Genomic DNA, 21,018 nt, shown 5'->3' with positions numbered 1-21,018 from the left:
AAAAATGTCGGGATCATATGCCGTCCGAAAGTAGCGGGAGGCGGCGCAGGCGCAAGCCCGTGGCCGAAAACAGTGCATTGGCGATTGCCGGCGGGGCGACCACCGCGCCAAGCTCGCCCGGGTCGGCGGGGGCGGCATCGCTGGCGATGAATTCGATCCGCATATCGGGGCATTCGGCGAGCGTGGGCAGGCCCATTGCGGTGTCGTCCGCCATCTCGGGCAGGCCGGCGCGCAAGGCCACGCGGTTGCCCAGCGCGATGCCGACCCCGAACACGAGGCCGCCTTCGATCTGCTGGCGCGCGATGTCGTGGTTGACGATCCGCCCGATATCGACCGCAGCGGACAGCGCGACCACGCGCACCCCGCCCTCACCCTGCCGCGCGGTGGCGACACAGGCGATCCGCGGCGCATCGGGATCATCGCCCAGCCGCGCGCAGGCAAGCCCCTGTCCGCTCTGGTCGGCGCCCCCGTCCCATCCGGCCAGTTGCACCGCGCGCTGGAGACAGGCGGCGAGCCGCACGTCGCCCCCCAGCATCGCCATCCGGAACGAGAACGGCTCGCGCTTGGCCTTGGCGGCGATCTCGTCGATGAAGCTTTCGATCGCGAAGATCGTGGGGCCATAGGCATTGCCGCGCACCCGGCCCACCGGCAGGCCGATTTCGACCGGCACATGCTCGACCAGCACCGCCGGCACTTGATAGGGCGGCACCGCACCCTGGCAGGCGAGCGGATCGGGTTGCCCGGCGGTCTCGCGCATCGCGGCTTCGGGGGTGAGGTTGCCGAACAATCGCTGGCCGAATTCGCGCGCGGCCGGCGGGGCGGCGATCCGCACGCGCATCGCCTCGATCGCGCCGTCGCCGCGCTTGGCAAGCTGCGCGCCGAGCAGCATCCATGCCGGCGCACGCGGGCGGGCGCGGATCAGCTCGTCACGGCGCGGCCAGGTCAGCTGCACCGGACGCCCGAGAGCGCGCGCGATCAGCGCGATCTCGATCGCGTGGTCGTGTTCGAGCCGTGCATCGAAACTGCCGCCCGCAGGCACCGGGTAGAGCGCGACATTTTCGGTCGAAATGCCGATCGCCCGCGCCGCCGCGATGCGCGCCTGTTCGGGGGCCTGCGTGGCGATCCACAGGTCGAGCCGGCCATCGACGAAATGCGCGGTCGCGGTCGCGGTTTCGGCAGGTGCGGCGTAGGCCGCCTCGACCTCGTAACGCCGCCCGATATCGACCCGCGTCAAGGCCGCGCCGCCGAATCCGGTTTCCGCGATCGTGTGCGCCTGCCCCGACGTCAGCACCGCATCGAGCCGCGCGGACAGATCGGCACTGTTCACCGGCGCGGCGGTGGCGAAGCGCGGTTTCATCGCCGCAAGCGCGCTGTCGGCGCTCCACCACGTGTCTGCGGCGACTGCGAGCCAGCGCTTGCTCTCGACGATCCCGGCCAGTCCGCGAATTCCGGCAGCGGCCTTGGTATCGAACCCGGTCAGCTGCGAGCCGTCGACCGGCCCGTGGCGGATCGAGGCGAAGACCATGCCCGGCAGCCGCACGTCTCCGGCGAAGCGATAGGAACCATCGACCTTGGAGGGCAGATCGATCCGCGGATAGGCGGGGGCGGCATCGAGATCGGCGGGCAGCGGCTTTTCGCGCATCGGCTCGGGTCGCAGCGGTGCCGGATCGGGCGGGGTGCGCGATGCCGCAGCCTCGGCCAGTTCGCCGAAGCTGGCGCGGTTGCCGCCATGCGTCACCAACCCGTTCTCGACCTCGCACGCCTCCCACGCCACGCCCCAGCGCGATGCGGCCTCCTGGGCAAGCATCGCGCGCGCGGTGGCGGCAGCTTCGCGGCAGGGGCGTTCATAGGCGGCAAGCGAAGTGCCGCCTGCGGTCGCGTTGAACCGGCGGCGCTGGGCGAACCGCAAGGCGAGCAGATCGTCGCTCGACCGCGAGATACCAGCAAAGCTTGCATCCCAGATACCCATCCACGCCTTGGCGAGCGGGATATTGGCATAGGCCCCCGAAAGCGGCGCAGGCTCGACCGCGATCTGCCGCCAGTCCGCGCCCAGTTCGTGCGCGACGATCTGCGGCAGGAGTGTGGTGATCCCCTGCCCCATTTCGAGCTGCGGCACCGCCACGCTGACCACCCCGTCGGCGGCGATCTTGAGGTATGCACCGAATACGTGTTCGGCGCGCGCGGGCACCAGCGGCGAACGATAGCTGCGCGGCATCAGCCACCAGGCGACCACCAGCCCCCCGCCGGCCGCCCCGCCCGCCAGCAATCCGCGCCGGGTGATCGCCATCGGGTCAGATCGCCCCGGTATCGAGCCAGCGCGCCAGCTTCTGCGCGATTCCGTGGAACGGCGCGGCCGTGTCATCGTCCTGCGCAGCGGGCGGCTCGCCCCGGTCGCCCGCCACCCGCGTCGCCAGCGTCAGCGGCACCCGGCCCATGAAGGGAATGTCGAGCGCGCCCGCAAACCGTTCCACCCCGCCGCTGCCGAAGGGATCGCTTACCTCGCCGCAATGCGGGCAGGCGTATCCCGCCATGTTCTCGACCAGCCCGATGATCGGCACATCGCCCTGTTCGAACAATTGCCCAGCGCGCGCGGCATCGATCAGCGCCAGATCCTGCGGGGTCGATACCAGTACCGCGCCATCGGGCTTGTGCGCCGACAGCATCGACAATTGCACGTCCCCCGTGCCCGGCGGAAGATCGATCAGCAGCACCTCGGTATCGCCCCAGTCGGCATCGATCAGCTGGGTCAGCGCCTTGCCCGTCATCGGCCCGCGCCATGCCAGCGCCTTGCCCGGCGCAACGATGTGACCCATCGACAGGACTTTTACTCCATAGGGACTGTCGATCGCAATCAGCTTTGCCCCGTCGGCGGTCGCGGCAGGCTTGATGTTCTCGGTCTTGAGCAGCTTGGGCTGCGAGGGGCCATAGATATCGCCGTCGATCACGCCCACCCGGCGGCCCGTCTTTGCCAGCGCGACTGCGAGATTAGTGGTCAGCGTCGACTTGCCCACCCCGCCCTTGCCGCTGCCCACCGCGATCAGCCGGCGGCGGCGGCGCTCACCGGTCAAGGCGACGCGCACTTCGGTAACCTGCGGCAGTGCGCCAAGCTTTGCGGCGATCTCCGCCTCAAGCTCGGCCCGCGCGGCCTCGGACAGATCGCCGGCTTCGGCGATGATCACCGCGCGGCCGTCGGTTATCCGCGCCGAGCGCAGCCGCTGGTTGATTTCGGCGGTCAGCGCGGAGCGGATCAGCGCCTCGTCAGCGGGGCTTTGGCTCGGGGTGTCGGAAGGGTTGTCCATTGCGCCACGCCTCTAACACCAAATTCACGCAGCGAACCCCTGTTTTTCGCAGGAACCCGTGCCTATACATGAGCCATGCAGAGAACGGATGGCTGGAAATATCGCCTTGGCGCAGGTCTCAAGGGCCTCGCTATGGCCGGCAAGAACCCCTGGGGCGGCACGGGCGGCAACGAAGCGCCGGGGGGAGACGGACCATCCAGCGATGGCGGCGGGAACGAACCGCGCGGCCCGCGCAATCCTTGGCTCCCCGGCAGCGGGGCCGAACCCGGAAAGCGGCGTTCGGCCAGCATCGAGGACATCTTCAAGGGCCGCGGTCCCGAAGGCCCGCGCCGGACCGGCGGCAACGGCGGCGGTGGCGGGCCCGGTTTCCGCCTGCCCGAACGCGCCGACGGCAAAAGCTGGGTGCCGTTCATCATCGGCGGGGTTGCGCTGCTGTGGGTCGGCGTCACCAGCTTCCATCTGATCCAGCCCGGCGAACAGGCCGTGGTGACCTGGATGGGCGGCAAGTATTCGGGCACGCTCGACAGCGGGCTCCAGATCACTGCGCCTTGGCCGCTGCAGATGGTTGAAAAGGAAAACGTCACGCAGGTCCGGCTCGAGGAAGTGCCCGGCACCAAGACCGAAAAACTGATCCTGACGGGCGACCAGAACCTGGTCGATCTCTCCTATCTCATCCGCTGGAACATCTCGGACCTGGCGCTCTACAAGTATCAGCTCAACGATCCGCGCAATGCCCTGCTCGAAATCGGCGAGGCCGCGATGCGGGCCGCCGTGGCGCGGCAAAATCTGGACTCGGTACTGACCGGGGCCGGCCGCGCCGAAGTCGAACAGGACGTACGCGCCGCGATGCAGGCGCGGCTCGATGCCTATCGTTCGGGCATCAGTGTGCAGGGGATCGAAATCAACAAGGTCGACCCGCCCTCACGCGTGGAAGAAGCGTTCAAGGACGTATCCAGCGCCCAGCAGGACGCCGATGCCAACCTCAACCGCGCGCGCGCGGTTGCGCAGCAGGTGCTTGCCCGCGCGCAGGGCGATGCGAGCGAATTCAACGACATCTACGAGGAATACCGGATGGCGCCCGAAGTGACCCGCCGCCGGCTCTATTACGAGACCATGGAGCAGATCCTGTCCAAGACCGACAAGACGATTGTCGAATCCGGCAATGTCACGCCTTATCTCCCGCTTCCCGAACTCAAGCGGCGGGCCGAAGCCCAGCCCACCCAGCAGCAGGGGCAGTAAGGACATGAACCGCGTGCTTCAGAATCCGCGCAACCTCGTCATCGGTGCCGTCGCAGTGGCGGCCGCCTTGCTGGCAAGCATGGTGATCGTGCCCGAAACGCATCAGGCGGTAGTGATCGCTGCCGGTAAGCCGGTACGCACCTTCAACCAGTTCCGGCCCGAAGTGCCTTATGGCCAGACCGGTGCGGGGATCAATTTCCGCATTCCCGTCTACGAACAGGTGCGGATGATCGACCGCCGCGTGCTCGACATCGACATGGAGCGCACACAGGTGCTTTCGGCCGACCAGCAGCGCCTTCAGGTCGATGCCTATGCGCGTTATCGCATCATCGATCCGGTCAAGCTGGTCGAACGCGCTGGAACCGAGCGGCAGTTCGAAGCGCAATTGCTGCCGATCCTCACCTCGGTGCTGCGGCAGGAACTGGGCCGCATCCCCTTTGCCACGCTGATCAACGCAGAACGCGGCACCGCGATGACTAACATCACCGCCACGCTCGACCGGCAGGCGCGCAATTATGGCGCGCAGGTGCTCGACGTGCGGATCAAGGCGGCCGATCTTCCCGAGGGCAGCCCGCTCGATGCCGCCTTCACGCGGATGGAAACCGATCGCCAGGAACAGGCGGCCACGATCCGTGCGGCAGGCCAGCGCGACGCGCAGATCATCCAGGCCGAAGCCAGCGCGCAGGCCGCCAAGATCTATGCCGACGCTTATGGCAAAGACCCGCAGTTCTATGACTTCTACCGCGCGATGCAGAGCTACCGGCAGACCTTCCTTGCCGGCGAAGGCCAGAGCACGATGGTGCTTTCGGACGACAGCGAATATTTCCGCCAGTTCAAGGGCGAACGCTGAGCCATCGACCAAGTGACGATCCGGGGCGACCGGTGCGGCGTGTGTTCAATCGCCGTTAAGCCCCGGAAAGGCCATTTGGGGGGTGCTGACCGGGCCTTGTGGCCCGCAGCGCAAAGGGTTTTTCGGAACGCCGCAGGCCTCCTGCGCATTCCACCACAGGATAAGGACCAAGAGGACGTGAACAACGTGCGATACGTGTATGGACTCTCGAGTGCGCTGCTGGTGGGCGGTGCTGCGATCTCGCTGATCACCGGCTCGCCGCTCGGCGCGCAGGTGGCGCAGAACGATGGCGCGGTGATGAACCGCGTGGTGCCCGTGCAGGGCGCGCCGGCAAGCTTTGCCGATCTCACCGCGCAGCTCCAGCCTGCCGTGGTCAACATCGCCACCCGTCAGCGGGTCGAAGTGCAGAACAACCCCTTTGCCGGCACGCCCTTTGCCGAATTGTTCAACCGCCGTCAGGGCAACGCGCAAGGCGGCAACAACGCCCAGCCGCAGACCCGCGAGGCGCAGTCGCTGGGTTCGGGCTTCCTGATCTCGGCTGACGGGATCGTGGTGACCAACAATCACGTCATCAACCCGCCCGACACCCGCGCGAAGCTTGAATCGATCACGGTCACGCTGGCCGATGGCACCGAATACGAAGCCGACGTGGTCGGATCGGACGCGGCATCGGACCTGGCCGTGCTCAAGATCCGCTCGAACAAGACTTTTCCCTTCGTGCGCTTCGGCGATTCGGCAGCCACGCGCGTGGGCGACTGGGTGGTTGCGATCGGCAATCCCTTCGGGCTTGGCGGCACGGTGACCGCAGGGATCATCTCGGCGGTCTATCGCAATACCGGACAGGGCGGCGCCTATGACCGCTACCTCCAGACCGATGCCAGCATCAACCGCGGCAATTCGGGCGGCCCGCTGTTCGACATGCGCGGCAACGTGATCGGCATTAATAACGCGATCTTCTCGCCTTCGGGTGGCAGCGTCGGGATCGGCTTTGCGATCCCCGCCGAAATCGCCGCGCCGATCGTCGAAAAGCTGCGCGCGGGCCAGGAAATCCAGCGCGGCTATCTGGGTGTCCGCTTGCAGCCGCTCGACGAGGATCTGGCGCTGTCGCTCGGCCTGCCCAAGCGCCGCGGCGAATTGGCGCAGGTGGTCGAGGAAACCAGCCCCGCCGCGCGCGCGGGCCTGCGTTCGGGCGACATTCTCACCAAGGTCAACGGCAAGGACGTGACGGCGGATCAGACCGTCTCCTTCCTCGTCGCCAACCTGCAACCCGGCACCACCGTGCCGGTGGAGGTGCTGCGCGAAGGCAAGCGGCTTGCGATCAATGTCACGCTGGGCAAGCGCCCGAGCGAGCAGGAATTGCAGGCGCAGGTGCAGAACTTCGATCCCGATGCCGAGCAGCCGATGGCGCCGGGCACGTCGGACCAGACGATCGAGCAGAAGCTCGGGATGCAGGTCATGCCGATGAGCGCGGATATCGCGCGTTCGCTCGGCGTGCCGGTCGAAACCAAGGGCGTGGTGATCGCCGCGGTCGATCCCAACGGCGACGCCGCTGCCAAGGGTCTGCGGCGCGGGGACATCATTCTGTCGGCCAATTACCAGCCCACCGCTTCGGTCGAGGCGCTTCTGGCACAGGTCACCGCGGCATCGAACGAACGGCGCGAGGCAATCCTGCTGCGGGTGCAGCGCCGCAACACGCCGCCGGCCTTCATCGCGGTTCGCCTGCGTTCCTGATCGCCTCGGGCATATGATCGATTAAAAACGGCGCCGGGAGCAACCCCGGCGCCGTTTTTTTATGGTCGCTTTCAGCAGCAGCCTTGCCGCTCACCTGCGGCTCAATATTCGGGTGGTCGCAAGGCAGGCAGCGGCGGGGCCTTACGATATTCGCGCTGTGGCCGCTGGTTCTGCGGCAGCGCTCCTCCGGTGGCCTCTTCGAGGAAATCGTCGCTTGCCGCAGCCGGGTCCTCGGGTTCGGGCAGGGCCTGGTCGGGGTCGCGCCGTCCGGGCTCGACCATGTTGCCCTGCTCGTCGATGTAGTAATAGTCCTCGGGCTCGCCGAACATCGCCTCCTCGTCAGGCTCGAGCTGCCATTCGGGCAGGTTCAGCGTGGTGTCGAACTGTTCGACCGGGCGATCCTTCACCGCATAGCGCATATAGGCGGCGAAGGCCTGCGCAGGCGCACGCCCGCCCTGAAGGCCCGGCACCGCCTTCGCATCGTCGCGGCCCATCCACACCCCGGTGGTGACGCCGGACGAGAAGCCGATGAACCAGCCGTCCTTGTTCGACGAGGTGGTGCCGGTCTTGCCGGCCACCGGGCGCCCGATATCTGCCGCGCGCCCGGTCCCGGTCTGGACCGCGGCCTGCAGCAGATCGGTGATTCCGGCGACGACGTGATCGGGCAGCCCCGGCAACGGACGCGGCGCTTCGCGGCGATAGAGCACTTCGCCGCTCGCGCCGGTCACCTTGGTGATGCCATAGGGCGTCAGCGGCGTTCCGCGCGCGGCAACCCCGGCAAAGGCCTGCGTCATCTCGATCACGCGCATCTCGGATGATCCCAGCACCATCGAGGGGTTGGTGTTGATCTTCGAATTGATCCCGAACCGCCGCGCCATCGACGCCACCGTGCCGAAGCCGACTTCGTTGCCGAGCTGCGCTGCGACGGTGTTGATCGAATAGGCAAAGGCGGTGCGCAAGGATGTTTCGCCGACATTGCGCCCGTTCGAATTGCGCGGGCTCCAGCCATCGATCGTGACCGGGGTATCAACCACCTTGTCTTCGGGCGTGTAACCCGCTTCGAGCGCGGCGAGATAGACGAACAGCTTCCACGCCGAACCCGGCTGCCGCAGCGCGGATGTCGCGCGGTTGTAGTTGCTGGCGACATAATCGGTGCCGCCGACCATCGCGAGGATTGCGCCGTCGCGGTCGAGGCTGACCAGCGCGCCTTGCGCGCCGCCCGGCGTATTGGCCTCGATCGCGGCGGTGGCCGCACGCTGCATCCCGACATCGAGCGTCGTCCACACCTCGATCGGTTCGTAGGTTTCGGGCAGGATGATATCGAGCTGCGGCAGCACCCAGTCGGTGAAATAGCGCACTGAATTCTGCCCGTCCTGCTGCTTGAGCTGCACCGCGCTGACATCGACCTGCGCTTCGTCCGCGGTGATGTAACCTTGTTCGCGCATCAGCCCGAGCACCACCTGCGCACGGTCGACCGCGGCCTGGACGTCGGCGGTCGGCGAATAGGAGCTGGGCGCCTTGACCAGCCCCGCGATGATCGCCGCTTCGCCGACGCTGAGCTCGCTCGCGGGGTGGCTGAAGAACTTGCGCGCGGCGGAATCGATCCCGTACGCGCCCCCGCCGAAATAGACCTTGTTGAGATAGAGCTCGAGGATCTGCTCCTTCGAGAATTTCCATTCGAGCGCCAGCGCCAAGACCGCCTCGCGCGCCTTGCGGTCGAGCGAACGGTTGTTGTTGAGGAACAGGTTGCGCGCCAGCTGCTGGGTGATGGTCGACGTGCCGCCAACGCGTGCGCGGCTGCCGGTGACGCCTTCGACCAGCGCGCCGGTCATCCGGACGGGATCGACACCCCAGTGCGAGCGGAACCGCTTGTCTTCCACCGCGATCATCGCGTTGGTCATGGTGTCGGGAATGTCGCCGTAGCGCATCCATTCGCCGAAGCTCGGCCCGACTTCGACCAGCTCGCGCCCGTCACGGGCCCGGATCACGATGGTCTGTCCGGGCTGCGTCGCCTTCAGCGTGGCGTAATCGGGGAGCGACGAGGCGGCAAATGCAACCGCAAAGCCGAGGAACACCAGCGCCAGCGCCAGCAGCGCGGCGCTCCACACGATCACCCGCTTCAACCAGCGGCGCCCGCGCGAGGGCGCTGACGGCTCACCGCCACCCTGCCCCCCCGAACGCCCGCCTGCCGACCGGCTTTGCGCGCGCGCGCTCTTGTTTTGCAACTGCTCACCCCTTCTCGACATGACCTGCGCCCATCTGATACCGGACCCGCACCTTCACGCCGGAACCCTTGCACGTGTGCATAGGCAAGTTGTTAGCGCAGGTGAACCGGCTTTGCATGGCCCGGCCCCGCGGCGCGGACAACCCGCCGCATCGGTCCGCTATTTAAGGGCGTCAATCCGTATCGGGGGTGAACACCAGCGCGGCCGAATTGATGCAGTACCGCAAACCGCCCTGCTCGGGCGGGCCATCGGGGAACACATGGCCAAGATGGCTGCCGCACTTGCCGCAGCGCACTTCGGTGCGCACCATGCCGTAGCTGACATCGCGGTGCTCTTCGATCACGTCGTCATCGGCAGGCCTGGTGAAGGCCGGCCAGCCGCAACCCGAATTGTATTTCGCGGTCGAATAGAACAGCTGTGTCCCGCACGCGGCGCAGTGGTATTCGCCTTCGTCGTAGAACTTGTCGTATTCACCGGTGAAGGCGCGTTCGGTGCCCGCTTCGCGCAGGATGTGGTATTGTTCAGGGCTCAGCCGTTCGCGCCATTCGGCATCGGTCAGGCTGCGGGGATCGTCGGTCATGGAGCTTCCTCTCTGGCTGGCGCCAATATCGGGTCAGCCCCTGCGATCCGCAAGCCCGCCGGGCCGCGGTGCCTGTGCCGCAGGCTGATCTGCTGCCTTACCCGTCCAGAAGCGCGTAGTGTGCGGGCGGCTTGATCACATCCATCCGCTCGGTCAGCAGCGGACGGAAGCTTGGCCGGCTCTTGAACACCGCATACCAGCCGCGCGTCTGCTCGTGTCCGGTCCAGTCGATCCCGCCAAGGTAATCCGCGACCGAAATCTGCGCCGCGGCGGCCAGATCGGCAAGGCTCATCGTCGAACCGGCAACCCACGGGCGGTTGTCGATCAGCCAGTCGAGATAGTCGAGATGGCCATGCGCCATCTTCATCGCGTTGCGCAGCGCGCCGCTGTCCGGCGGCTGGCGCAGAATCCGCTTCTTCATCCGTTCGGACAACAGCGGCGCGGTGACATCGGTGTAGAAATTCTCGTCGAACAGCGCGACCAACCGCCGGATCTCGGCGCGCTGCGCGGCGCTGCCGTTGATCATCGGATTGCGATCGACCGTTTCCTCGAAATATTCGGCGATCGCGCGGCTGTCGGGGATGGTGAGATGCTTGTCCTGATTGACGATCACCGGCGTGCGCCCCGCCGGGTTGAGATTGTAGAACAGATCGGACCCCACCCACGGGTCTTCGCGCATCAGCTCGAAGGGGATGTTCTTCTCGCTCAGAAGCAGCCGGATCTTGCGGCTGAACGGGCACAGCGGGAATTGGTAAAGGAGCCACATAGGCGCAAAGCTGTGCCGCAAGTCGCGCATGAAATCCAGCACCGCGCGCGCGCGGCGGGGGACGAATTGCTAGAGCTTTGCCGCCTCGAGCATCAGCAGACATGACGGCATGATCCGCGGCACATCGCCGGACGCAGCCAGCGCCTGCGCCTCGCTGTTGGCGAGTGCGGCGATTGCCACCCGGTCGCGCCCGGTCTCGTCCATCAACTGCGCGAGCGCGCGGACAAAGAATTCGCGGCCGCGCACTGTCAGATCGGGCCATCCCTTGGCCTCTGCCTCGCCTTGCGTCTGCGCGCGTGCGACAAGCGCAAACGCCGAAGCACAGCGGAGCAGCGCGCGGTTGTCCTGCGACAGCGGCGCGGGTTCGGGAAGCGGCGCAGGCGCGGCAGGGGCAGCTTGCAGCGCCATGGCGGCGGACAGGATCGCGGTGAGCATGGCCCGCTTTATGGCGCGCCACCTGAACCGCTGGCTACCGAAATCGACATTGCCGCCTGTCGCCATCCGTCCTAATCCGCAACCGGTCTTATGAGAGGAGACGCATTTCCATGTTCAGTCACGTAATGGTCGGCACCAACGACTTCGACCGCGCCAAGGCGTTCTACGATGCGGTGCTCGCCACTTTGGGCGCAGGTCCGGGCAACATCAACGAAGCCTCAACCGGCCACAAGCGCGCGTTCTGGTTCCATAATGGCGGGATCTTCGCGATCAGCCAGCCGATCAACGATGAGCCTGCGGCCTGCGCCAATGGTGCCACGATCGGTTTTGCCTGCGACAGCCTCGAACAGGTGCAGGCGTTTCACGATGCGGCCGTGGCTGCGGGCGGCAAGTCGATCGAAGACCCGCCGGGTCCGCGCACCGGCGCGATGGGCACGCTGAACCTCGGTTATGTGCTCGACCTCGACGGTCACAAGCTCTGCATGCTGCACCGCGCGGGCTGATCTTACCGGCTTAATTGGAACACCGCGAATTCGGCGCGCCAGTTTGCCGCTGGCGCGCCGATCTGTTTCTCGTTCGAAAAGAACCACGCGCGTTCCACCTTCGCGCCCTTGATCCGCGCAAGTTCGCGAAAATCCTCGACCGTGACGTGGTGGATGTTTTCGGTTTCGTACCAGCTCACCGGCAGCGCGCGGGTCACTGGCATCCGCCCGCCGAACATCAGCGCGGCGCGGGTGCGCCAATGTGCGAAATTGGGGAAGGAGACGAAGGCACGGCGGCCCACACGAAGCAATTCATCGAGGATCAGGTCGGGCCGGGTCGCGGTCTGCAAGGTCTGGCTGAGGATCGCGTAATCGAACGCCTTGTCAGGGTAATTGGCCAGATCGAGATTGGCATCGCCCTGCACCACGCTGAGGCCGCGCGACACGCAGCGTTCGACCAGCGCGCCGTCCAGCTCCATCCCGCGCGCGTCGCAACCGCTGGCGCTTTCCAGCTCCGCCATCAACGCCCCGTCACCGCAGCCGATATCGAGCACGCGGCTACCCGGCACGACATGCGCAGCGATCGCGGCGAGATCGGGGCGCAGTGTGCTCACTCCACGAAACCCTTTACCACCCGGTCGAGCTGGTCGTGGGGTAGCAGGAAGCTGTCATGGCCATGCGGCGCGCTCAATTCGACAAAGCTGACCTTGGCGCCCGCCGCGTTCAGCGCGTGGACGATATGGCGGCTTTCGGCGGTAGGATAGAGCCAGTCGGTATCGAAGCTGACCAGGCAGAACCGCGCGCTCGTCCCGGCAAAGGCATCGGCGAGTTTGCCCCCGTGTTCTTCGGCGATGTCGTAATAATCCATCGCCCGGGTGATGTAGAGATAGGAGTTGGCATCGAACCGGCGGGTGAAGCCGCTGCCCTGATACCTGAGATAGCTTTCGACCTGAAATTCAGCATCGAAGCCAAACCCCTTGGCTTCGCGGTCCTGCAGGCGGCGGCCGAATTTCTCGGTCAGCCCCGCTTCGGACAGGTAGGTGATGTGCGCCGCCATCCGCGCCACCGCGAGGCCGTTGTCGGGCTTGGCATCGAGCGCATAGTAATCGCCCCCGGCCCACGCGGGATCGGCCATGATCGCCTGCCGCCCGACTTCGTGAAAGGCGATGTTCTGCGCCGAGTGGCGCGCGGTCGACGCGATCACCAGCACCCGCGCCGCGCGCTCCGGCCAGTTGGCGGCAAGGCTCAGTGCCTGCATTCCGCCCATCGATCCGCCCACCACCGCATGCAGCCGCGCAATCCCCATCCCGTCGAGCAGCGCGACCAGCCCGCGGACCATGTCGCGGATGGTGATTACGGGAAACCGCATCGCATAGGGCGCGCCATCGGGTGCAATGCTCACCGGGCCGGTCGATCCCATGCAGCTGCCGATGACATTGGCGCAGATCACGAAATGGCGATTCGTGTCGATCGGCTTGCCCGGCCCCACCATCCGCTCCCACCAGCCCGGCTTGCCGGTGATCGGATGCGGGCTCGCAAGATACTGGTCGCCGGTCAGCGCATGACACACCAGCACCGCGTTCGATGCGTCCGCCGCAAGCGTGCCGTAAGTCTCATAGCCGATTTCGCCGCCTTCGAGCACCTGCCCGCTGTCGAGCGTCAAGGGCGCAGGGATGCAAAAGACCTTGGAGAGCGGGGCGGCGTTCATCGGGCTTGCGAATTGGGCGAGGGCCGTCGGCATGTCAATCGCCGCACGCTTGCTGCGCTTTTTCGCGCTGTATTCGTGGGCGCAAACTGGTTATCGCGCCACGCACATGAACAAGCCCCAACCCAAGCCCTGGATCGCCGAGATCCATGCCTATGTCCCCGGCAAGTCGCGGTCGGCTAGCGGCGCGCCGCTGACCAAGCTTTCGGCAAACGAGAACCCGCTCGGCTCGAGCCCGGCGGCGCTCGCCGCTCTGGCACAAGCGCACGTGGCGGCGGACTATCCCGATCCCGATGCGCGGCTGCTGCGCGAGAAGATCGCCGAGGTCCACGGGCTCGACCCGGCGCTGATCGTGTGCGGCACCGGTTCGGGTGAATTGCTGCATTGCGCGGTGCAGGCGCTGTGCGGTCCGGGCGACGAGGTGCTGGCCTCGCGCTATTCCTTCTCGCTCTATCCGCTGCTCGCGCAAAAGGTCGGCGCGGTGCCGGTGTTTGCCGAGCCCGACGGTTACGGTGCGAGCGTCGACAACCTGCTTGCCGCCGTCACGGACCGCACCCGCGTGGTGCTGCTCGACAATCCGAACAACCCGGTCGGCACTTTCCTGCCCCCGTCCGAGGTCGCGCGCCTGCATGCAGGCTTGCCGTCGGACGTGCTGCTGGTGATTGACGAGGCTTATGGCGAATATGTCGATCCCGCCTTCCAGAGCGAGGCTTTCGCGCTCGCTGCGGCGCATGACAACGTGCTGGTCAGCCGGACTTTCTCCAAGGCCTATGGTCTTGCCGCCGAAAGGGTCGGCTGGGTAACGGGCGCGGCGCACCTGATCGATCTGATCAACCGGTTGCGTGGCGCGTTCAACGTGTCGGTCAGCGGCCAGAAGGCGGCGATCGCGGCGCTGGGCGATCAGGAATTTGTCGCCGCCAGCCGCGCGCACAACACCCGTGAACGCGCGCGGTTGGCCCGGGCCATCGCGATGCTCGGCAACCACGGGATCGCGGCCTGCCCGAGCGAGGCCAATTTCCTGCTGGTCGATTTCAGCGGCGCGGTGACCGCGGTGGCGGCGCTCGATGCGCTTTCCGATGCGGGCTATGCGGTGCGTCACCTGCCCTCGCAGGGCCTGCCCAATGCCTTGCGCATCACGATCGGCAAGACCGACGACATGACCCGCGTGATCGCTTGCCTGCGGACATTGTGCGGAGAAGCCGCGTGAGCGTGCGCTCGGTCGCGATCATTGGCCTCGGCCTGCTGGGCGGGTCGATCGGGCTGGCGATCGGCGCGCGCGGCCTGCCGATCACAACCACGGGTTGGGACCGCGACCCTGCCGTCCGCGCCCGCGCCGCGCAGCGCGGACTGGTGGCGACGGTGTGCGACACCGCCGAGGCTGCGGTCAGCGGCGCGGATCTGGTCATCCTGTGCGTGCCCGTGGGGGCGATGGGCGATGCCGCACGCGCGATCGCGCCCGGCCTTGCCCCGCACGCGATCGTCAGCGACGTCGGCTCGTCCAAAGCCGCGGTCGCCGATGCGCTTTCGCAGGCGCTTCCGGACGCGTGCATCATCCCTGCGCATCCAGTCGCCGGGACCGAGCAGAGCGGGCCGGACGCAGGCTTTGCCACGCTGTTTGCCGGACGCTGGTGCATCATCACGCCGCCCGAAGGCTGCGACGCGGGCGCATTGCAAGCTCTCTCGGAATTCTGGACTGCGCTCGGCTCGAAGGTCGAGCTGATGGACGCAGGGCACCACGACCTCGTGCTGGCGGTCACCAGCCATATCCCGCATCTCATCGCCTACACCATCGTCGGCACTGCCAGCGATCTCGAGGATGTCACCCAGGGCGAGGTCATCAAGTATTCCGCCGGGGGTTTCCGCGATTTCACCCGCATCGCCGCCTCCGATCCGGTGATGTGGCGCGATGTGTTTCTCAGCAACAAGGGCGCGGTGCTCGAAATGCTTGGCCGCTTTACCGAAGACCTGACCGCGATGCAGCGCGCGATCCGGTCGGCCGATGGCGAGGCGCTGTTCGACCTGTTCACCCGAACCCGCGCGATCCGCCGCGCCGTCATCGAACAGGGGCAGGATGACGGGCGGCCCGATTTCGGGCGCGAACACGGGGATTGACCATCCGTGCGTGCATTCGCCCGCAGCAATCGGCCAGATCATGGTCAATCCCGCCCACGGCGATGCCACGTGGGCGCCGCTTAACGCTTCATTTGCCCGGCGCAGGTTAGACTTTCGGTTCCCGCAGACAGGCAACCGGAGCTTCCTGTGTCGAACGACAAGGCAAGATCTTCCAACGCCGCGCACTCTGTCGAAACGCGGTCCGGCATGCCGTGGCTGCGCCGCGAAATCTGGGCCTTTTCCGACGATCCCGATGTGCTGATTGGGCAATACGCCAATCTCAAGCGGCAGGTGCCGCTGCTGTATCTCCTGCTCATCATAATCGCGCTCGCCAGCTTCTGTCTGATGGTGGGCAATGTTCCACTCTTGCTGGTCGGCGGGGTGTCGGCGGCCTTTGTGGTAATCGGCACATTCAGGATCGTCTCCTGGCTGTTTTTCCTGCCCGAACCAGACCGGATCAGCGTCGCCGAGGCCCGCAACCTGCTTCATCGCACGACGCTGGCGGTGATCCCGATCTGCCTCTCCTATCTGGCTTACTCGTTCCTGCTCGATGCCTATGGCGACCCGTCACAGCGCGCCGGTGTGGCGATCTGTCTGGTGATGACCGCAATTGGCTGCATGTTCTGCCTGATGCATCTGCCGCAGGCCGCCTTTCTGGTGAATCTGCTGACCATGGTGCCTTATGCAACCTACCAGCTGCTCACCGGCAATGAGACATTTCTGATCGTCGCTGTGATCGCCGGGACGGTAACCACGCTGATGATCCGGGTGTCGCTCAACGCTCACGAGGCATTCACCGAACTGATCACATCGCGCGCCGAGCTTGCGGTCCAGCGCGGCGAGGCCGAGCGGTTGGCGGGCGAGAATGCGAGCCTTGCGATGACCGATGCCCTGACCGGGATGCCCAACCGGCGATTGTTCCTCGGGCAACTGGCCGACCGGGTGCGGAACAATGCGCAAACCGGAAGGCCGTTCGTCGTCGGCATCCTCGATCTCGACCGGTTCAAGCCGGTCAATGACATTTACGGCCACGCCACCGGCGATCAGCTGCTGATCGATATCGCGCGGCAGCTGCGCGCGATGACCAACGACAGCCTGCTGATCGCCCGGCTGGGGGGCGACGAATTCGGGCTGCTGGTGGATGGCGATGCGGCCGAAGCTGCTGCGGTCGGCAATCAACTGATAGCGCTGCTCGATCAGCCGTTCGCGATCGACGGCCATCAATTGTCGCTTGGCTGCTCGATCGGATTTGCTGCGTTCCCCTATGAGGGTGCGACTGCAACGTCGATCTTCGACCGGGCGGATTATGCCCTTTATCATGTCAAGGCGGACAGCCGAGGTGCCTTTGCCTTCTTCACCAGCGATCTCGAAACCCGCCTGCGCACCGAAACCGAACTTGAAACCGCATTGCTGTCGGCCGGACTTGCCAGCGAGCTGCGGGTCGAATTGCAACCGATCATCTGCCTTGCCACAGCGCAGGTTCGCGGGGTCGAGGCGCTGGCGCGCTGGAACAACGCAGGCATCGGTGCGATCGATCCGGCCCGGTTCATCGACGCGGCCGAACGGCTCAATCTCATGGGCAGCATCACCACCACGCTGTTTGCCAAAGCCGTCGCGCACATGAAGGCGCTGCCATCGGGGATCGGTCTGTCGTTCAACCTGTCGACCTGCGATATCGTTACACCCAGCACCATCGACATGCTGATCGGCACGATCATCGAGCAGCAGATCGCGCCCAGACGGGTGACCTTCGAAATTACCGAAACCGCGCTGATGAAGGATTATGGCCGCGCGATCGCGCATATCGAGCGGCTGCGCGCGATGGGCGTATCGATCGCGCTCGACGATTTCGGCACCGGATTTTCGAGCCTGAGCTACCTCAGCCGCCTGCCGATCGACAAGATCAAGATCGACCGCAGTTTTGTCGCGAACCTTGCCGAACCGGGGGTGCGCAAGATTGTCGCCGCCATTCTGTCGATGTGCGACACGCTCGGGGTGGAATGCATCGCCGAGGGCGTCGAAACCACCGAGGACTGCCTCACCTTGCGCACCCTGGGTTGCACGCTTGCACAAGGATATGTCTTTGCCCGGCCGATGGGCATTCGCCGTTTTCGCGAATGGCTCGAAACCAACCGCGAGATCGGCGGAACGGCAGGCTTGCGATCCGGGCTCAAGATGCTTCCCGCCTTTGCCGAATTGCGGAAACGCTACCCCCACCGCGCCTGAATGCGGCAAGATTGAGCCGGCCTCCCGCGGGCAGCCGTCGCAGCGTCAGGCGTTGAGCGCGTTGATCGCGGCGTGCACGCGGGCCTCGACTTCGGGGCGCGGCAGGCCTGCCGGAATCGTTTCTCCGACCTTGTAGGTGATGTGTCCGGGACGTTTGATGACGTGGTGATAGGTCGCGCCGCTATCGACCGCGATCGGCACCACCGGCAGCCGCAGCAACTTGTAGAGCCCGGCAAAGCCCGCCTGCAGCGGAGGCCGTCTGCCATGGGCGACCCGGGTGCCTTCAGGGAAGATCACCAGCGCGCGCCCCTCGTCGACCCGCTGTTTGGCAAGCGCGAGCATGTGGCGCAGCGTTTTTGCGCCGTCTCCGCGGGCGACCGGGATCAGCCCGTAAACCAGCGCCGAATGGCCCCAGCCCGGAATACGGAACAATTCCTGCTTGGCAAAGACCGCCGGCGCAGTGAACAGGCGCGGGGTGTCGATCGCTTCGAAAAAGCTTTCATGCTTGACCGCGATCAGCACCGGCCCCGTGGGCAGAACGCCATCGAGCACCACCTTGATGCCGAGCAGGTGTTCGACGCACCACAAATGCCAGTGGCCCCATCGCGCCACCACGGCGCGCAATGCACTGGGGCGGGCGATCACCGCGATCACCGAAGCCAGCACCAGCACCGTGCTGCCGCCATAGAACAGGACATAGAACGCGAGCGATCGCAGCACGGCGACAAGCGTGCTCAAAGATCCGCCAATCCTGCCGCGCGGCTCGCGATCAGCTTGTGGTATTCGAGAAACAGCGTGCCGAGGTCGGGCTGCGACGGCACCGCATCGCGGATCACGGTGACATGGCCGGGCAGCATCCGGTCAAGCTCTCCCGCGGCGCGGCGCATGTGCCAGTCGGTGGTGACGAGGCGCAGCGAACGCACCTCGTTCTGCGCCACCCATTTGGCGGTTTCGGCAGCGTTCGACCTCGTGTCGACAGCGACAAAGCCCAGCGTCACGCAGCAGGCCATCCGCCGCGCGGACACGCCGAATTCGGCGGCGAATTCGCGCGGGCGAACCTCGGGATCGACCCCGCTCACCAGCATCTTGCCCGCCTGCCCGCTGTCGAGGACCTGCAGACCGCGCGCGATCCGTCCAGGTCCGCCGGTGGGGACGATCACCGCATCGGTTCGCACGCCATCGGCCGGTCGCGGCAGCGCGACGACAAACCACAGGAACCCGATGGCCCACACCAGAACAGCCAGAGAGATTGCACGCCGCACCATATCCCCAAGGCCTAAAGCATGGCCTTGAGGGCATAGGCAATGGTGATCCTTGCCGTCACCATTGCCAAAATCACACCAGCCAGCGGAATTGCGGCAATTATCAGCCAATCGGTCAGCAACAGCCCGCCACCACTCACCATCCCGCTGCCGAGCGCGGCAAACTGTTCGCCGAGCAGCCATACCGCTGCCACGCCCAGCCCAGCCCCCAGCAATGCACCCGCCGCAGCTTCGCGCAGCACATCGCGCAGGAACACTGCCGCAATCTGGCGCTCGCTCGCGCCGAGCAGGTGCATGATCTCGACTGTGTCGCGCGCGCCGGCAAAGGCATTGCGCGCGGCCAGCCACACCGCCGCCGCGGTCGCCAGCGCGACGAGCACTGCCAGCCCCAGCGCGAGCCACTGCAACGCTGCAAGCGCATCGCCGACTGGCTGCAGGAAATCACCCTGCGCGTCGACCCGGCTGCCCGGCACCTTTGCCGCAAGTGCAGTCCTGATACCGGCGATCTCGTCCGGACCTGCGGTGCGCGACAGTTCGACATCGATCAGTGCCGGGATCGGCACGTCCCCGCTGCGCGCCGCGTCACCCAGCCACGGCTCGAGCATGGCGACCAGTTCAGCCTCGGGAACGACACGCACCGAAGTCACCCCGTCGAGCGCGGTCAGAACCCCGACTGCGGCGTCGCTGCGCGCGGTGCGAAGATCGGGGTTCGGCTCGATCACCTGCACGCTTACCGCGCTGGCCAATTCTCCTGCTGCGGTCGTGGCAAGATTGCGCAGCGCGAGGCCCCCTGCTGCTGCCAGCACCACCAGCGCGATCAGGATGGCGATCACCCACGGGATCGGCCCGGTCAGGCGTGCGGGCGGCAGCAGCCGTGCTGCCGCGCGGCCGCGGGGACGTTCGGGCTCGGCTTCGGCGCCGTCGGTCTCGGCCGGAAGCGGGGGCAAGGTCGTCACAGACTGCCACCGCTACCGGCGCGCGGGGGATAGCGCAGTGCCCCGGTCGGATCGGACAGCTGGCCCTTGTGCAGCCGCATGATCAGCGAATCCGGCACCTTCTTGAGCAGGTGGACATCGTGGGTTGCCACCACGACGGTGGTGCCCACGCGGTTGTTCAACGCCTCGAACAGGCGCAGCAGCTTCAAGGCCATATCGGGGTCGACATTGCCGGTGGGCTCGTCCGCGATGAGCATTTTGGGCCGCGCAATCACCGCACGCGCAATCGCGACGCGCTGCTGTTCACCGCCCGACAGGCTCGGCGGGACGGCATGTGCGCGGTGCGACAACCCCACCCAATCGAGCATGTCGCCCACCGCGCGCTGCACCTTCTTCTCGTCGGTCCCCGCCAAACGCAGCGGCAACGCGACGTTGTCGAAGGCGGTGAGATAGGGCACCAGCCGGAAATTCTGGAACACCACCCCCAGCCGGCGGCGCAGTTCGGGCAGGCGGCTTTGCGGCATCGTCACCAGGTCGTGCCCGAACATCCGGATCGCCCCGCGCGACGGGGCCTGCGACAGGTAAAGCATCTTGAGAAGGCTGGTCTTGCCCGCCCCGCTCGCACCGGTCAAAAAATAGAAACTGCCCGGGTACAGCGTGAAACTCAGATTGCTCAGCACCTCGGGGTCGGTGCCATAGCGCAGCCCGACATTGTCGAATTTTACCTGGCCGGCCACAACATCGTTCATCACGTCGACCTAACAGCGGGGTGCGCAGCGGAAAAGCCGCCGGATGCCGCCAATGCCCCACAAAGCCCGATTTTCTGCGACGGAATGTGGAAAACAGCAGGTAAATAGACGCCGCGCGAATACTTGCTCTTGTGTGCTTGCACGCGAAAGCTATTGCAAAATGCGATATGATCATCGCTTGCCCAGCCTGCGGCACACGTTACGCGGTCCCCGATGCGGCCATCGGCGGGGAGGGGCGCACCGTGCGCTGCGCCAAGTGCAAGCACAGCTGGTTCCAAGATGCATCGGAACCCGCCGGGACCGCGCCCGCTGCGCCGGCACCCGCCTTGCACAGTCATCGCGAAGATACTCCGTCACCTCAGGCAAGATCGGCTCCGCCCGCGTCCGTGCGCCCACCAGCGCCGCAGCCAGCCTCCCCTGCT

Annotated in this window: 19 protein-coding genes and 1 pseudogene; 8 read left to right on the top strand and 12 right to left on the bottom strand. The window is 66.2% G+C overall.

What is annotated here, in order from left to right; translation table 11 throughout:
• Nucleotides 1-13 precede the first annotated feature (13 nt).
• Complete coding sequence (locus A9D12_RS06320) at nucleotides 14-2,287, bottom strand: molybdopterin cofactor-binding domain-containing protein (RefSeq protein WP_068350535.1); 2,274 nt, start codon at nucleotides 2,285-2,287, stop codon at nucleotides 14-16.
• 4 nt (nucleotides 2,288-2,291) lie between these two features.
• On the bottom strand, nucleotides 2,292-3,299 hold the full coding sequence (locus A9D12_RS06315) for an Mrp/NBP35 family ATP-binding protein (protein WP_068350534.1): 1,008 nt from the start codon (nucleotides 3,297-3,299) through the stop codon (nucleotides 2,292-2,294).
• A 75-nt stretch (nucleotides 3,300-3,374) separates the two neighbouring features.
• Between A9D12_RS06315 and hflK the strand changes: the two genes are divergently transcribed.
• The 3 genes from hflK to A9D12_RS06300 all read left to right on the top strand — a co-directional run bounded on the left by hflK (nucleotide 3,375) and on the right by A9D12_RS06300 (nucleotide 7,119).
• Complete coding sequence (gene hflK, locus A9D12_RS06310) at nucleotides 3,375-4,538, top strand: protease modulator HflK (RefSeq protein WP_231889712.1); 1,164 nt, start codon at nucleotides 3,375-3,377, stop codon at nucleotides 4,536-4,538.
• Between the two features lie 4 nt (nucleotides 4,539-4,542).
• Nucleotides 4,543-5,388, top strand: a complete 846-nt coding sequence (gene hflC / locus A9D12_RS06305) for a protease modulator HflC (RefSeq protein WP_068350532.1) — start codon at nucleotides 4,543-4,545, stop codon at nucleotides 5,386-5,388.
• A gap of 177 nt (nucleotides 5,389-5,565) precedes the next feature.
• Nucleotides 5,566-7,119 carry a Do family serine endopeptidase gene (locus A9D12_RS06300; protein ID WP_197489885.1) on the top strand — a complete coding sequence of 518 codons (1,554 nt, stop codon included), beginning with the start codon at nucleotides 5,566-5,568 and terminating at the stop codon, nucleotides 7,117-7,119.
• A gap of 101 nt (nucleotides 7,120-7,220) precedes the next feature.
• On the opposite strand, the gene A9D12_RS06295 is transcribed toward A9D12_RS06300, so the two are convergent.
• From A9D12_RS06295 to A9D12_RS06280, 4 genes are all read right to left on the bottom strand, one after another.
• Nucleotides 7,221-9,365, bottom strand: a complete 2,145-nt coding sequence (locus tag A9D12_RS06295; RefSeq protein ID WP_068350531.1) for a transglycosylase domain-containing protein — start codon at nucleotides 9,363-9,365, stop codon at nucleotides 7,221-7,223.
• A 151-nt stretch (nucleotides 9,366-9,516) separates the two neighbouring features.
• Nucleotides 9,517-9,924: a peptide-methionine (R)-S-oxide reductase MsrB gene (gene msrB, locus A9D12_RS06290; RefSeq protein ID WP_068350530.1), complete on the bottom strand. Its 408-nt coding sequence runs from the start codon at nucleotides 9,922-9,924 to the stop codon at nucleotides 9,517-9,519.
• Nucleotides 9,925-10,021: 97 nt separating this feature from the next.
• The gene (locus A9D12_RS06285) at nucleotides 10,022-10,690 is read right to left on the bottom strand and encodes a glutathione S-transferase family protein (RefSeq protein ID WP_068353823.1); all 669 of its coding nucleotides are present in this window, start codon (nucleotides 10,688-10,690) and stop codon (nucleotides 10,022-10,024) included.
• A gap of 69 nt (nucleotides 10,691-10,759) precedes the next feature.
• Nucleotides 10,760-11,125, bottom strand: coding sequence for a hypothetical protein (locus A9D12_RS06280; RefSeq protein WP_068353819.1), 366 nt, complete (start codon nucleotides 11,123-11,125; stop codon nucleotides 10,760-10,762).
• A 110-nt stretch (nucleotides 11,126-11,235) separates the two neighbouring features.
• On the opposite strand from A9D12_RS06280, the gene A9D12_RS06275 reads away from it, so the two are divergent.
• On the top strand, nucleotides 11,236-11,628 hold the full coding sequence (locus A9D12_RS06275; RefSeq protein WP_068350529.1) for a VOC family protein: 393 nt from the start codon (nucleotides 11,236-11,238) through the stop codon (nucleotides 11,626-11,628).
• 2 nt (nucleotides 11,629-11,630) lie between these two features.
• Here the strand turns inward: A9D12_RS06275 and metW are convergent, their stop codons facing one another.
• Nucleotides 11,631-12,221 carry a methionine biosynthesis protein MetW gene (gene metW, locus A9D12_RS06270; RefSeq protein ID WP_068350528.1) on the bottom strand — a complete coding sequence of 197 codons (591 nt, stop codon included), beginning with the start codon at nucleotides 12,219-12,221 and terminating at the stop codon, nucleotides 11,631-11,633.
• The gene (gene metX / locus A9D12_RS06265) at nucleotides 12,218-13,315 is read right to left on the bottom strand and encodes a homoserine O-acetyltransferase MetX (RefSeq protein ID WP_068350527.1); all 1,098 of its coding nucleotides are present in this window, start codon (nucleotides 13,313-13,315) and stop codon (nucleotides 12,218-12,220) included. The genes metW and metX overlap by 4 nt, the downstream gene beginning before the upstream one ends.
• Nucleotides 13,316-13,421: 106 nt before the next feature.
• On the opposite strand from metX, the gene A9D12_RS06260 reads away from it, so the two are divergent.
• The 3 genes from A9D12_RS06260 to A9D12_RS06250 all read left to right on the top strand — a co-directional run bounded on the left by A9D12_RS06260 (nucleotide 13,422) and on the right by A9D12_RS06250 (nucleotide 17,650).
• On the top strand, nucleotides 13,422-14,519 hold the full coding sequence (locus A9D12_RS06260) for a pyridoxal phosphate-dependent aminotransferase (protein ID WP_068353815.1): 1,098 nt from the start codon (nucleotides 13,422-13,424) through the stop codon (nucleotides 14,517-14,519).
• Nucleotides 14,516-15,424, top strand: coding sequence for a prephenate/arogenate dehydrogenase family protein (locus tag A9D12_RS06255; RefSeq protein ID WP_068350526.1), 909 nt, complete (start codon nucleotides 14,516-14,518; stop codon nucleotides 15,422-15,424). Before A9D12_RS06260 ends, A9D12_RS06255 begins: the two co-directional genes overlap by 4 nt.
• 207 nt (nucleotides 15,425-15,631) lie before the next feature.
• Nucleotides 15,632-17,650, top strand: a complete 2,019-nt coding sequence (locus A9D12_RS06250) for a putative bifunctional diguanylate cyclase/phosphodiesterase (RefSeq protein WP_156522809.1) — start codon at nucleotides 15,632-15,634, stop codon at nucleotides 17,648-17,650.
• Nucleotides 17,651-17,695: 45 nt separating this feature from the next.
• On the opposite strand, the gene A9D12_RS06245 is transcribed toward A9D12_RS06250, so the two are convergent.
• Genes A9D12_RS06245 through ftsE form a run of 4 tightly spaced genes read right to left on the bottom strand, consistent with a single transcriptional unit; the run spans nucleotide 17,696 to nucleotide 20,596 of the window.
• A complete protein-coding gene (locus A9D12_RS06245; RefSeq protein WP_068350524.1) occupies nucleotides 17,696-18,388 on the bottom strand; it encodes a lysophospholipid acyltransferase family protein in 693 nt (230 codons plus the stop codon).
• Complete coding sequence (locus A9D12_RS06240; protein ID WP_068350523.1) at nucleotides 18,385-18,915, bottom strand: YdcF family protein; 531 nt, start codon at nucleotides 18,913-18,915, stop codon at nucleotides 18,385-18,387. Before A9D12_RS06240 ends, A9D12_RS06245 begins: the two co-directional genes overlap by 4 nt.
• Before the next feature lie 11 nt (nucleotides 18,916-18,926).
• Entirely contained in the window at nucleotides 18,927-19,868 is a 942-nt protein-coding gene (locus A9D12_RS06235; RefSeq protein WP_082925423.1) for a cell division protein FtsX, read from the bottom strand.
• Complete coding sequence (ftsE, locus tag A9D12_RS06230) at nucleotides 19,865-20,596, bottom strand: cell division ATP-binding protein FtsE (protein WP_068350522.1); 732 nt, start codon at nucleotides 20,594-20,596, stop codon at nucleotides 19,865-19,867. The genes A9D12_RS06235 and ftsE overlap by 4 nt, the downstream gene beginning before the upstream one ends.
• A gap of 167 nt (nucleotides 20,597-20,763) precedes the next feature.
• Here ftsE and A9D12_RS14990 point away from each other — a divergent pair.
• A pseudogene (locus A9D12_RS14990) lies at nucleotides 20,764-20,820 on the top strand (zinc-ribbon domain-containing protein); the annotation flags it as partial.
• Nucleotides 20,821-21,018: the final 198 nt, after the last annotated feature.

The organism is Erythrobacter neustonensis (assembly GCF_001663175.1).
Classification (GTDB): Bacteria; Pseudomonadota; Alphaproteobacteria; order Sphingomonadales; family Sphingomonadaceae; genus Erythrobacter; species Erythrobacter neustonensis.
Note: the sequence above shows the minus strand (reverse complement) of the source record. Positions and strands in the feature narration are given on the sequence as shown.